At 46.9% G+C, this 13,723-nt stretch carries 9 protein-coding genes; 8 read left to right on the top strand and 1 reads right to left on the bottom strand.

From position 1 onward, the window contains the following. The first annotated feature begins 155 nt into the window (after positions 1-155). The 5 genes from gdhA to Q5076_RS08165 all read left to right on the top strand — a co-directional run bounded on the left by gdhA (position 156) and on the right by Q5076_RS08165 (position 5,648). The gene (gene gdhA, locus Q5076_RS08185) at positions 156-1,493 is read left to right on the top strand and encodes an NADP-specific glutamate dehydrogenase (RefSeq protein WP_303012316.1); all 1,338 of its coding nucleotides are present in this window, start codon (positions 156-158) and stop codon (positions 1,491-1,493) included. A gap of 279 nt (positions 1,494-1,772) precedes the next feature. Next, positions 1,773-2,483 carry a hypothetical protein gene (locus Q5076_RS08180; protein WP_303012313.1) on the top strand — a complete coding sequence of 237 codons (711 nt, stop codon included), beginning with the start codon at positions 1,773-1,775 and terminating at the stop codon, positions 2,481-2,483. Positions 2,484-2,533: 50 nt separating this feature from the next. Next, positions 2,534-3,697 carry a Xaa-Pro peptidase family protein gene (locus Q5076_RS08175; protein WP_303012311.1) on the top strand — a complete coding sequence of 388 codons (1,164 nt, stop codon included), beginning with the start codon at positions 2,534-2,536 and terminating at the stop codon, positions 3,695-3,697. A gap of 592 nt (positions 3,698-4,289) precedes the next feature. Next, the gene (locus Q5076_RS08170) at positions 4,290-5,246 is read left to right on the top strand and encodes a FecR family protein (RefSeq protein WP_303012310.1); all 957 of its coding nucleotides are present in this window, start codon (positions 4,290-4,292) and stop codon (positions 5,244-5,246) included. Positions 5,247-5,498: 252 nt separating this feature from the next. Next, positions 5,499-5,648, top strand: coding sequence for a hypothetical protein (locus Q5076_RS08165; protein WP_303012308.1), 150 nt, complete (start codon positions 5,499-5,501; stop codon positions 5,646-5,648). Between the two features lie 160 nt (positions 5,649-5,808). Here the strand turns inward: Q5076_RS08165 and Q5076_RS08160 are convergent, their stop codons facing one another. Then, positions 5,809-6,375, bottom strand: coding sequence for an RNA polymerase sigma-70 factor (locus Q5076_RS08160; RefSeq protein ID WP_303012306.1), 567 nt, complete (start codon positions 6,373-6,375; stop codon positions 5,809-5,811). Between the two features lie 274 nt (positions 6,376-6,649). On the opposite strand from Q5076_RS08160, the gene Q5076_RS08155 reads away from it, so the two are divergent. The 3 genes from Q5076_RS08155 to Q5076_RS08145 all read left to right on the top strand — a co-directional run bounded on the left by Q5076_RS08155 (position 6,650) and on the right by Q5076_RS08145 (position 13,683). Next, positions 6,650-9,991 carry a TonB-dependent receptor gene (locus tag Q5076_RS08155; protein ID WP_303012304.1) on the top strand — a complete coding sequence of 1,114 codons (3,342 nt, stop codon included), beginning with the start codon at positions 6,650-6,652 and terminating at the stop codon, positions 9,989-9,991. 9 nt (positions 9,992-10,000) lie between these two features. Beyond that, positions 10,001-11,971 carry a RagB/SusD family nutrient uptake outer membrane protein gene (locus Q5076_RS08150; RefSeq protein ID WP_303012303.1) on the top strand — a complete coding sequence of 657 codons (1,971 nt, stop codon included), beginning with the start codon at positions 10,001-10,003 and terminating at the stop codon, positions 11,969-11,971. A 146-nt stretch (positions 11,972-12,117) separates the two neighbouring features. Beyond that, positions 12,118-13,683: an arylsulfatase gene (locus Q5076_RS08145; protein WP_303012302.1), complete on the top strand. Its 1,566-nt coding sequence runs from the start codon at positions 12,118-12,120 to the stop codon at positions 13,681-13,683. Positions 13,684-13,723 lie beyond the last annotated feature (40 nt).

Below are 13,723 nucleotides of genomic sequence, written 5' to 3'. Positions count from 1 at the left end.
AGCCGGTCTGCCCACCCTTCAATAGGGGAAATATCATTTTATCATTATTTAATCAAAATATCAGCACTAAACCTATCCTATTTGAAAAATTTTCCTATATTTGCAGGAGAGTTAATTGACATTTTATCAGAATAACCTTTTTAAAACATACTATTATGAACATCCAGAAAATCATGTCCTCTTTGGAGGCAAAGCATCCCGGCGAATCCGAATATCTTCAAGCCGTGAAAGAAGTACTTCTCTCTATCGAAGACATCTACAATCAACATCCGGAATTTGAGAAAGCTAAAATCATCGAAAGGCTGGTAGAACCGGACCGCATTTTCACTTTCCGCGTCACCTGGGTAGACGATAGAGGAGAAGTCCAAACCAACCTCGGCTATCGTGTACAATTCAACAACGCAATCGGCCCGTATAAAGGCGGTATCCGTTTCCATGCATCCGTCAACCTCTCCATCCTGAAATTCCTCGGCTTCGAACAGACATTCAAAAATGCCTTGACGACCCTTCCTATGGGCGGCGGCAAAGGCGGTTCGGACTTCTCGCCGCGCGGGAAGAGCAATGCTGAAATCATGCGTTTCTGCCAGGCGTTCATGTTGGAGCTGTGGCGTCACCTGGGTCCCGATATGGACGTACCTGCCGGCGATATCGGCGTAGGCGGACGCGAAGTAGGATATATGTTCGGTATGTATAAAAAGCTGACCCGCGAATTCACCGGAACTTTCACCGGAAAAGGGCTGGAATTCGGCGGTTCCCTGATTCGCCCCGAAGCGACCGGTTTCGGCGGGTTATACTTCGTCAACCAGATGCTCCGGGCAAAAGGCATCGATATAAAAGGCAAGACAGTCGCCATCTCCGGTTTCGGCAATGTAGCCTGGGGAGCAGCCACGAAAGCCACTGAGCTGGGCGCCAAAGTCATCACCATCTCCGGTCCGGACGGATACATCTATGACCCGGACGGAATCTGCGGCGAGAAGATAGACTACATGCTGGAGCTCCGCGCTTCGGGCAACGATATTGTTGCACCCTACGCAGAAAAATACCCGAACGCCACCTTCGTAGAAGGCAAACGTCCGTGGGAAGTGAAAGCGGACATCGCACTTCCATGTGCCACCCAGAACGAATTAAATGGAGAAGATGCACAAAATCTCATAAAAAATGACGTACTTTGCATCGGAGAGATTTCCAATATGGGATGTACGCCCGAAGCCATCGACCTGTTCATCGAACACAAGAAGATGTATGCTCCGGGGAAAGCCGTCAATGCCGGCGGTGTTGCCACATCCGGTCTGGAGATGTCTCAAAACGCGATGCACATAAGCTGGAGCGCCGCAGAAGTGGATGAGAAACTGCATGCCATCATGCACGGCATCCATGAGCAGTGTGTGAAATACGGTACGGAACCGGACGGTTATATCAATTATGTCAAAGGCGCCAATATTGCGGGCTTCATGAAAGTAGCCCACGCCATGATGGGACAAGGTGTCATTTGATTATAAACCGGTTACGGATAGGTTGTGTGTCGTACACGCGGATACTGTACATGTAGTATGATAGATAGATGATACATGGGTACGGTATCGCAAAATATGGTATCATAGGACATGATATCACGGGATTTGCAATAATATCATGAAAATTGCAATCCATCATAAAAAGATTTTGTTTAGTTGTATTTGTATTTGTGGTTTGCGCTGCTCGCCTCCTGTGATAGGACGCGGGCGGCGCTATTTTTTTGAAGACAAGCATTCCAAAGAAAATCTTTTGAGGAAGTGTATAGAAAGCCCTTGTTTCCGGTAGTAGAAGCCCTTATTTCCAGCGACATTAGAAACCTTCTCGATGATAGAAACAATTTATTTCTAAAAACAAAAACGACCATTCCCAAAAACGGAACAGTCATTCCAAACAACGGGAACAGCCATTCCAAACAACAGAAACAAACATTCCACAACAACGAAAACAGCCATTCCACAACAACAGAAACAATCATTCCACAACAACAGAAACAGCCATTCCACAACAACAGAAACAGCCATTCCACAACAACAGAAACAGCCATTCACAACAACGGAAACAGCCATTCACAACAACGGAAACAGCCATTCCACAACAACGAAAACAGCCATTCCACAACAACGAAAACAGCCATTCCACAACAACGGAAACAACCATTCACAAAAACGAAAACAGCCATTCCCAACAACGGAACAGTCATTCCCAACAACGGAACAGTCATTCCCAACAACGGAAACAAACATTCCAAACAACGGAAACAACCATTCCACAACAACGGAAACAATCATTCCACAACAACAAAAACAATCATTCCACAACAACAGAAACAGCCATTCCTCAACAACAAAAACAATCATTCCACAACAACGGAACAACCATTCACAACAACAAAAACAACCATTCCCCCAAAACAGAAATCCCCCTCTCCCCCCCAGAACGACAGATTTCTCCATCCAACCCATGCATAAATCAATATTTATATGTAAGTTTGCGGCATAATAAAGTAAACAAATATACAATGCTACAACCCGAATTAAAACTTCGCCGCGATAAGATTCGCAGTCTGATGGCATTACAAGGCATTGATGCCGCACTTATCACTTGTAACGCCAACTTAATTTATACGTATGGATGTGTAGTCAGTGGTTATCTCTACCTTCCCCTACACTCGCCTGCCTTATTATTTTTCAAGCGTCCCAATAACATCACGGGAGAGCATGCATTCCCCATCCGCAAGCCGGAGCAAATCGTTGATTTGCTGAAAGAACAAGGACTGCCAATGCCCTCCAAACTGATGTTGGAAGGCGACGAATTGCCCTACACCGAATATTGCCGGCTGGCAAACCTGTTTCCCGAAACGGAAGTAGTCAACGGGACGCCGTTAATCCGCCAGGCACGCAGCATAAAAACCTCCATTGAGATTGAAATGTTCCGCCGTGCAGGTATCGCCCATGCCAAAGCCTACGAGCAGATACCCGGCATATACCGTCCCGGCATGACAGACATAGAATTCTCCATCGAAATCGAACGTCTGATGCGCCAGCAAGGATGCCTGGGCATCTTCCGTGTATTCGGCAGAAGCATGGAAATCTTCATGGGCAGCGTGCTGACCGGAGACAACGCCGCATACCCTTCCCCCTACGACTTTGCACTGGGAGGCCAAGGACTCGACCCCGCCCTACCGGGAGGAGCCAACAAGACACCCCTGAAAGAAGGACAAAGCGTCATGGTCGACCTGGGCGGTAACTTCAACGGATACATGGGCGACATGAGCCGCGTGTTCTCCATCGGCAAACTGCCGGAAGAAGCCCTCCTCGCCCACCGGGTCTGCCTCGACGTCCAAGAAAAGATTGCCTCCATCGCCAAACCGGGAGTCCCTTGCGAAACCCTCTACAACACAGCCGTCGAAATGGTTACCGCAGCCGGATACGCCGATAAATTCATGGGTACACAGCAACAGGCAAAATTCATCGGCCACGGCATCGGGCTCGAAATCAACGAAGCCCCCGTTCTGGCTCCCCGCATGAAACAAGAGCTGGAACCCGGAATGGTCTTCGCCCTCGAACCGAAAATCGTTCTGCCGGGTATCGGACCGATAGGTATCGAAAACTCATGGGTAGTCACCAACGAAGGCATAGAAAAGCTGACAAACTGCAACGAAGAAATCATAGAACTGAAATAAATCCCGTTTGAAAGAGAAAAACATTTCAAGCCGGAAAAACCGTTCCAAAAGGAAAATGTCTTAAAATAAACACAATGGACTGTAATCACAAGACCCGTAACCTATTCCGTGACAAAAGTACATATCCGGAAAAAAGACGGACAGGCGGAAGCCGGACAGCCGTACACGATATACGGCCATGTAAGCATACCTTACAACAAATGACGCTTGAAAAGAAACCGGACAAAGTCTTGTAAAGCCAAACGATAAAGTCCTATAAAAAATGAGGCTCCGAATGGGTTCTAACCCAAAGGAGCCTCGTTCTTCCTTCCGATTGCAGACAGGCACGGCAGAGATACAAATAAAAAAACAACCCCAATTGAAGAGAAAAAGTTATCTTATCAGAAAAATTCAACCAAACGACACGATACAAACCGTAACACATGCAACATTGCATCCATATCCCCGCCAGCTCCCAATCAACATTTATTAAGTAAAATAATGTTTTTCCCCATCCCCATTCCCGTTTTTTAAAGCAAAAAAAGACAATCCATGTACGGGTATCATACGTTTTGATTGTATTTATTAGTGAGAAGATAAAACCGAATATATTATGGCAACAAAATCAACAGACCCAACCAAACTGATAAACACCATTAAAAAGATGCTGACAAAAGGACTGACGGCGTCTGAAAAGATTGAATTATCAGAAGAAAAGCCCGTAGAGTACTTATTACACAAACAATGGGAAAAAGATTCATCCACTCACATCAAAGACCAGGTAGACCCGACGGAAATATGGAACCATATCATCTCCGCCTGTTGGCCTCACGAAAGAAAAATATCACGCAACAGGCGCTACCTCAGAATCGGATATTCCGCGGCGGCAGTCTGCCTTATACTCCTTGCGGGAATGTGGATAGCCGACTATTTCAGTAACCCCTACATCACAATCAGCACACCTCCCGGCAAAGAACAGACAGTAGCGACCTTGCCGGATAACTCCAAGATACGATTAAAAAAAGGCTCAAGCATCCGCTACAAAAGCAAATTTATCAAAAACCGTGACGTGACACTCACAGGTGAAGCCACCTTCGACGTCGCCAAATCCTCCCATCCCTTCCGCGTCTATTTCCAGAATGCCCATATAGAAGTGAAAGGAACGGAATTCAATATCAAATCCTACAACGAACAAACCGAAATCACCCTCTATACCGGAAGCATAGAGTTCAGCGCCGAACCCCTCCGCAACAGCATTGCGATGAAACCCTCGGAGCAAATCGTCTATAACGCGCTCACCCACCAGATAACCAGCCACAAGATAGATTTGGAAGATTACGACTGGCATTCGGAAGAATACCACTTCGTAGACAAACCCATGAGCGAACTCATCCGGTTGATAAACAAATCATATAAAACCAACATTAAAATATACGACGAGCAAAACGCCCAAAACCTGTTCACCGGTAAAATACGTAAAAACGAAACCCTGGAAGACGTCTTAGATAAGATATGCATCTCATTCAACCTGAAAATAAAACAGGAGAAAGACAGCATCATCCTGTACTGAAACACTGCCAGACAAAAATAAAAAAGACAACCCGGAGGAACAAAGGCGTAAACACGGAAAAAACAATCAAAGAAACCCAGCATCCGGTTAAACGGCACGCATACAACGATAAAAAGCCCAAAAACGCTATCTTCCGCCTAATGAAGATTATCCTCTACATCTACAACCTTTTTAGTCGCAACTTATCATTCAACAAATAAGAATAAAAGTATTTGTATAGTATATGATAAGTTGCTTATGACAAAAAACACAATGGGAAAAAACACAATGGAAACCAAGCCACCCCGTAAACCGGGACAAAAGAAGCAAGCGGCAGGAGAACAGACTGAACCGGCACGTCTTCGCCGGAGAACCAGAGCGCGGGCCAAACAGCCAAACGCGCCATCCGGCAATATTACCTGATGCTTGCCGGAACTCTATATACCTGAGAGGAAAACTTCCAAACGAATCACGCCAGAAGCGGTTGAAACCATGCAAAGATGGCAAGAATCGACGTTCCGGTCAGGAATCCCTAAAAGAAAGACGGAAACGTTCGGCGGAATGCCGGATGGCCGATACGGAATCACCGTGCCAAAAAGATAAGAAACAAAACGATATTCTGTTTCAAATACTTCAATGCCCGGACGATATGCACCTCCACCGTCCGCTCGCTAATCCCCAGACGCTCGCCTATCTCGCGATACGTCAGCTTCTCAATCCTGCTCAGCAGGAAACAGTCACGCTGCCTGTCCGGCAAATTCTGAATCAACATATCTATAAACTTGCTCAGCTCCAATGCATACATCTTTTCCTCCGCTTCGCAAGAAGCGAGAATATTGTCCTCGCTATACGCCTCCAGTATAGTAGTCTTATAAAAATCCTCATAAAAACTCTTCCTTTTCTGATTAAATATCACGTTACGGGTGACAATGAAAAGATACCCCTTCAAATTATCATTCTCCTTTAAAAAGGCACGAGTCTCCCACAACTTCACAAAAACAATCTGCACCACCTCCTTCGCCTCTTCCACGGAAGCAATATAAAGCCTGGAAAAATTATATACCTTACTCCAGTACATCTTATATAAAAAAGAATATGCCTCGTGACTGTCTTCTCTACTCAACAATGTTATTGCTTGCTCTTCCGTCATTTCAAATTTTTATAAACTGTCGGCTAAAGTACGAAAAATACAAAGAAAAAAAAGGGTAAGAAGAAAAAAATATGGGAATCATGTACGGGACAAGCCCGAGTTATTTGTATTTATAGTATAGAAGGGAAAATAAAAGTAATTTTTTAACTAAAACAATCTAATAAGAAAACACATGAAAAAAGACAAATCTCCTTAAAAAAACAGACAAAGAGACAGTCTCGTTATCTGTAAAAAACATGAATCCAACAAATTTTGTACTAACCAATTTTTTTATATGAAAAAATACAATTCTAAAAAATGGTACCTGCGGCTTATCATTTTGTTCCTATTCGTCATTCCGTTGTCTGCCAGTGCGGCACAGGAAAAAGTATCTGTAAAAGGAAAAGCCCTCACCGTAAAAGAAGCAATCAGTATGATTGAAAAAAACACGGACTACTCCTTCTTCTTCAAATCTACAGACCTGGACAACCGCAAGAAAAAAGACATCAGTTGCGAAGGCACGCTCGATGAAGTGCTGGGCGAAGTTTTAAAAGACAGTAACATCAAATACATCATTAAAGGAAAAGATGTAATCCTGACCGTCAAAGAAGCCCAGAACGTCGCTCCCCAACAAAGTAAGAAAAACGAAATTATCGGTGTCGTAGTAGACTACCAGACAGGCGACCCCGTAATCGGAGCCACCATTCAGATTAAAGGCGGCAGCACCGGAGTAATCACAGACATCGACGGTAAATTCAAAATCAACGCTTCGCCGGACGATGTGATACTGATTTCCTATATCGGCTACCAAACCGAAGAAAGAAAAATCAACAAACAAAAACTCATCACCGTTGAATTGAAAGAAGACAGCAAAACCCTGGACGAAGTAGTAGTCACCGCCTTCGGCGTAGGACAGAAAAAAGCCAGTATGGTAGGTTCCGTGCAGCAAATCAAACCTGCCGAACTGAAAGTGCCCTCTTCCAGTTTGAGTAACAGTTTCGCCGGCCGCCTGGCAGGCGTTATCTCCGTACAATCCAGCAGTGAACCCGGAGCTGACGGCGCCAACTTCTGGATTCGCGGTAAATCCAGTTTGAACAGCAACAGCGCCCTGATTGTACTGGACGGAGTAGAAATCAGCACAGCCGATTTGAATGCGCTCGACCCGGAAGTCATCGAAGGATTCTCCATCCTGAAAGACGCCACCGCCACAGCACTGTACGGAACCCGCGGAGCCAACGGCGTCATGATTGTAACCACCAAACGGGGGGAAGACGTACTGAAACCCATCATCAACATCCGCCTGGAAGGTTCTGTCCGCCAGTTAACCAACGTTCCGGAATTCGTGGACGGCGTAGAATATATGAAACTCTATAACGAAGCCAAGCTGACACGCGGCGATAATGAAGGCCTGTATTCAGAAGAGAAAATCGCTGCGACAGCCGCCGGACTCGACCCGTTGAGATACCCGAACGTCAACTGGTATGACGAAATGTTCAACAAGCTCGCCTTTTCAGAACGCGCCAACCTGAACATCCGCGGAGGTAAAAAGTCAGTCCACTACTTCATGAGCGCAGCAGTCAAAAGAGACGGCGGCAACATGAAGTCGTTGAGTAAAGACTATTTTTCCTACAACAATAGCATTTCCGTTATCCGCTATGACTTTGTCAACAACCTGGACATCGACGTCACCAAGACCACCAAAGTCTCTATGGGACTGAATGCCAGCATCCGTAACTGGAACGGCCCTACACAAGACGCCGACGGCATTTTCAACTTAGCGCGTACCACCTCCCCGGTAGATTTCCCGGTCGCATTTCCAGCACAGGAAGGCGATACCCACATCCGTTGGGGCGGTCTGAGCGGAGGCAGTAACGGTAGAGGCGGTTACAACAACCCTGTTGCCGAATACGTAAAAGGATACCGTTCAAACGAATCCAGCACGTTCCAGGCCAATTTACGCTTAGAACAAAACCTGAGTTTCATCACCAAAGGATTAAAAATCAAAGCGCTTGCCTCTTTCAAGAACTATACGACAACCGTAGTATCGCGTACCGCCAGCTACAACCAATACCAATATGCAAAAGACAGCGATCAATTGGAAATGGTCGGTCCCGAACAATCCACCAATCTAAACATTGAAGGCGCAAACAATTCTACCGGTAACCGCAGACTCTATTTCCAAGCATACCTGGATTACAACCGCACCTTCGGAAACCATGACGTCAACGCCATGTTCCTTTACAACCAAGACGAAATATCAATCAACAAGCCGACAACGCTGTTCGAATCCCTACCTCAAAGGAAACAAGGAATCGCAGGACGTCTCTCCTATGCTTATGCCAATAAATACCTGGTCGAAGGAAACTTCGGTTACAACGGTTCCGAGAACTTCGTCAAAGGACACCGGTTCGGATTTTTCCCCTCCATTGCCGTCGGTTATAACATTTCAGAAGAGAAATTCTGGAAACCGCTTTCCAAAGTCATCAACCACTTGAAACTGAAAGCCTCTTACGGACTTGTAGGTAACGACTACAGCTCATTGCGTTTCGCCTATCTGGAGACAATCAAATTAAACGGCGCTCCCAAATACACTTTCGGCGACAAGATGAACCAAGGAACCGCCGGTCCGGTATGGGAACGGTATTACAATCCGGACTTGCAATGGGAAGTAGGGAAAAAGCTTAACATAGGATTCGATTTAGGCCTGTTCAACGACGTGAATATCTCGGTAGACATCTTCAAAGAACGGCGTGAAAAAATCTATTTGCAACGGACAAACAGCATCCCCACCTTCATCGGCATCGGTTCTACCAAAGTTTACGGCAACGTAGGAGAAGTGGAGAACAAAGGACTGGACTTCACGGTAGACTACAACAAACAAATCAACAAAGACCTGTTCGTCTCCGTGAAAGGAACATTCACCTACGCCCACAACGAAATCATAGCGTATGACGACCCTCCTTTCAAGAGTACCCCCAATCTGTCGAGAGTCGGACATTCCATCGACCAACAGTTGGTGTACGTAGCCGAAGGACTTTTCACCCAAGAAGAGATAGACGACCCGAATACGCCCGAACAATCCCTGGGATATATCCCGCGTGCAGGTGATATCAAATACAAAGACATCAACGGAGATGGAAAGATAGACACGGACGACCGCATATACACGGGGAATACGACCACCCCGGAAATCATCTACGGTTTCGGAAGTTCCATCAAATACAAGAAATGGGACGTGTCCTTCCTCTTCCAGGGAGCAGCCAGACGTTCGTTGATGATGAACGGTTTCCATCCTTTCGGCAGCAATGCCAACAGAGGCGTCATGGACTTCATAGCCGAAGACCATTGGACCGAAGACAATCCGAATACGAATGCCACCTATCCGCGCCTGAGCGTGACCGACAATGCCAATAACAATGTCAACTCCACCTATTGGATGCGCAACGGCGCCTTCTTGAAACTGAAAAATGCAGAAGTCGGTTTCACGCACAAATTCTTCCGTGTGTACCTCTCCGGCAGCAACCTGCTGACATTCTCGCCGTTTAAATATTGGGACCCTGAAATGGGAGGCGGTTCCGGCATGAGCTACCCCACTGCACGTACCTTTAATCTCGGTTTTCAATTCACTTTTAAATAATAAGATATTATGAAAAGACTAAAAAACATACTGATAGCATTGTCTGTCGTATCACTGGCCGGCTGCGATTATCTGGACATCGTTCCGGACGAACAAACAACCGAATTCAACATGTACGACACCCCTGCAAAAGCAAAAAACTATCTGAACGCCTGCTACGGATACCTTCCCAATGCACGGGCCTCCGAAGCCCTCGATAAAATGACGGGAGGAGAAATAGCCGTTGCCAACGAAGAGAAAAACGAATGGTCCAAATTCTCCAGAGGATACTATTCACCGGCAGCCCCCGGCCTGGCAAAGACATATTGGGAATCATGCTACAACGGGATTCGTACCTGTTGGCAATTCCTGTCCGTCGTAGACAAAACGCCCAATATCACAGAAGAAAACCTGACCTACTACAAAGCAGAAGCACACCTGTTGATTGCCTACTATCACTGGCTGGTATTACGGGCATTCGGACCGGCTGTCATTATAGACAAAGCATACGATGCAGCCACTCCCTACTCCGAGTATCCCGAACGTTCCCCTTATGACAAATGCGTGGAATTCATAGACGGAGAAATCGAAATAGCACTAAAAGGTTTGAAAGATGAACAGTTCTTTGAAACGGACGACTACGGACGTCTCACGAGATATTGCGCTTTAGCATTACGCTCACGCATGTACCTATATGCCGCTTCTCCCCTGTTCAACGGAAACAGCGAGTTCTACAGCGACTTTAAAAACAGTGCGGGCGAACATCTGATTTCCCAGGAGTACAAAGCAGAGAAATGGGAAAAAGCAGCGGAAGTTACCCTGGCAGCCATCAACGAAATGGAAAACGTCGGTTTCAGATTATACAACACGACCGATGCCGGTGCTGCCGCAGCCACCAAACCCGGTATGAACGACCTGCACGAACGTGCCGTACGCTGGGCATTCATAGACAATGACGGAAACAATCCGGAAGTGATATGGGGCGATACCCGCCAGGAATCAGCATACATGGTTTCCAACCAGTCAACCCCTTACCAGCAGACCCATAAAAACGGAAACAAAAATTCCTGGAGCCTGATTGCCCCGACTTTGGAAACAGTGAAACGGTTCTATACCAAAAACGGACTGCCCATCGACCAGGATACGGAATGGGACTATGCAAATTGGGACAAAATCAGCCTGATAACCAAAGAAAACTACTCTCATGACGCAGATTATCTGAACGGCTGCCCCTCTGCCGGCCTCAAAGAATATGCAGCCGGAAAACCGTTGCTGAACGACACGATACTAAACCTGCATCTCGGACGCGAACCCCGTTTCTATGCATGGATAGGATTCCACAACGGTCCTTTCGAAATCAGCCAGTTCTACGGAGTCGCCATCACAGGCAATCAGAAGAACCGGATAGTCAAACTAGACCTCAAATACGGGCAAGACCAGGGTTGGGACGGCCGTTCCACCAATTATTCGATAAGCGGATATCTGAACAAAAAATGTGTCAGTCCTCTTTATAAAGTAGGTCCTGCAGCCGACCAGTACCCGTTCCCGGTATTCAGAATGGCGGAAATGTACCTGAACTATGCGGAAGCCCTAATCGAGACAAAAGACCCGGCTAACTTCCAAACAGCTAAAGACTACATCGACAAAGTACGCGAACGTGCCGGAGTGCCGAAAATAGACAAGGCATGGGCCAAATCCAAAGTCGGCGCGGAATACGCAAACACTTATGAAGGCCTGCAAGCCATCGTCCGTCAGGAACGCCAGATAGAATTCTATATGGAAAACCACCGTTTCTGGGATTTACGCCGTTGGAAAGACGCGGAAAGCTTGGGAGAAATACCGGAAGGAATGAACATCAGCGGAAAAACCGACAAAGACTTCCTCGGCACAATCAAAAAGCTGAATGTAATCCGTAACTTCTCGCAAAAGAATTACCTGATGCCTATTCCTGTAGGTGAAACGGACAAAGTTCCCCAGATTATCCAGAATCCGGGATATTAAAAGTATATTTTACTGAGAATCAAGCAAAAAAACAACTTTATCATCTATAAATACGATATTAATGACTATAATGGATGATAAGGTTGTTTTTAATGAAATAGAGTGATATATTTGCAAACTTATAAATCATTAATAAAATCTGCAGAATGAAACAACCTTTGTTATTCACCCTGTTGTCCTCTACTGTTTGTATCACAACTACCGCAGCAGACAAAACACCGGGAAAAGCCGTATCCGAGAAATCGAAAATCCCCAACGTCGTATTCATTTATGCCGATGACCTCGGTTACGGAGACCTGCAATGCTACGGAGCTAAAAACGTAGAAACCCCCAACGTCAACCGTCTGGCTAAATCAGGCCTTCTTTTCACCAACGCCCATGCTACCGCCGCCACCAGTACCCCTTCCCGTTATTCCATGCTGACAGGAGAATACGCCTGGCGCAAAAAAGGAACAGACGTAGCGGCAGGCAACGCAGGAATGATTATCCGGCCGGAACAATATACAATGGCAGACATGTTCAAAAGCGCAGGCTACGCCACCGGCGCCATCGGCAAATGGCACTTGGGACTCGGCGACAAAGCCGGCACACAAGACTGGAACGCCCCGCTTCCCTGCGCACTGGGCGACCTGGGCTTCGACTACCATTACATCATGGCAGCCACAGCCGACCGCGTGCCTTGCGTATATATCGAAAACGGGAAAGTAGCGAACTACGACCCCAGTGCCCCCATCGAAGTCAGCTACCAGAAAAACTTCGAAGGCGAACCCACCGGCAAAAGCAACCCGGAACTTCTGTACAACCTGAAACCCAGCCACGGACACGACATGTCCATCGTTAACGGCATTTCCCGCATTGGCTTCATGAAAGGCGGAGGCAAGGCGCTCTGGAAAGACGAAAACATCGCCGACTCCCTGACGACCCATGCCATCCGATTCATTGAGGAAAACAAAGACAAACCCTTCTTCCTCTATTTCGCCACCAACGACGTACACGTCCCCCGCTTCCCGCACGACCGTTTCAGAGGAAAGACCCCGATGGGACTGAGAGGCGACGCCATCGTACAGTTCGACTATAGCGTAGGCGAAATCCTCAACACGCTGGAAAAACTGGGTCTGAGGGAAAACACCCTGATAATCCTGTCAAGCGACAACGGCCCGGTAGTAGACGACGGCTATGACGACAAAGCCGAAGAACTCCTGAACGGACACAGCCCTACAGGCCCCCTCAGAGGCAACAAATACAGCGCATTTGAAGGAGGAACCCGCATTCCCGCCATCGTAAGCTGGCCCAAAGAAGTAAAAAAAGGCAAGACCTCCGACCTGCTGGTGTCCCAGATAGACTGGCTCGCCTCCCTGGCAGCCCTGACAGGAGCCACCATGCCCAAAGGCTCGGCTCCGGACAGCTATGACTTCCTGGGAAGCTGGCTGGGCAAGGAAAAGAAAGACCGCCCCTGGGTCATTGAACAAGCAGCCAACCACACGATGTCCGTACGCACCAAAGACTGGAAATACATCGAACCGCATGACGGCCCGAAGATGATTCAGTGGGGTCCCAAAGTAGAAACCGGCAGCTCCAAAGAGCCGCAGCTCTACAAGATGGACGAAGTGAAAGAAGTTATCAACTACGCCCCCCAAATGCCGGAAAAGGTAGCGGAATTACAAGCCATCCTGAAAGGTGTGCGCGAGCAGAAAGAGTTAATCAACCAATAATCCCGAAGATAACGGCACGCTCCCCGGCATGTTTTCACAT

The sequence above is a fragment of the uncultured Bacteroides sp. genome, from assembly GCF_958445495.1.
GTDB lineage: Bacteria > Bacteroidota > Bacteroidia > Bacteroidales > Bacteroidaceae > Bacteroides.
The sequence above is the reverse complement of the archived record's forward strand: the minus strand, read 5'-3'. Positions and strand labels throughout refer to the sequence as shown.

Coding starts and splice junctions, on each gene's coding strand:
- gdhA (WP_303012316.1), top strand. CDS start 156: ATGAACATCCAGAAAATCATGTCCTCTTTGGAGGCAAAGCATCCCGGC.
- Q5076_RS08175 (WP_303012311.1), top strand. CDS start 2,534: ATGCTACAACCCGAATTAAAACTTCGCCGCGATAAGATTCGCAGTCTG.
- Q5076_RS08170 (WP_303012310.1), top strand. CDS start 4,290: ATGGCAACAAAATCAACAGACCCAACCAAACTGATAAACACCATTAAA.
- Q5076_RS08165 (WP_303012308.1), top strand. CDS start 5,499: ATGGGAAAAAACACAATGGAAACCAAGCCACCCCGTAAACCGGGACAA.
- Q5076_RS08160 (WP_303012306.1), bottom strand. CDS start 6,375: ATGACGGAAGAGCAAGCAATAACATTGTTGAGTAGAGAAGACAGTCAC.
- Q5076_RS08155 (WP_303012304.1), top strand. CDS start 6,650: ATGAAAAAATACAATTCTAAAAAATGGTACCTGCGGCTTATCATTTTG.
- Q5076_RS08150 (WP_303012303.1), top strand. CDS start 10,001: ATGAAAAGACTAAAAAACATACTGATAGCATTGTCTGTCGTATCACTG.
- Q5076_RS08145 (WP_303012302.1), top strand. CDS start 12,118: ATGAAACAACCTTTGTTATTCACCCTGTTGTCCTCTACTGTTTGTATC.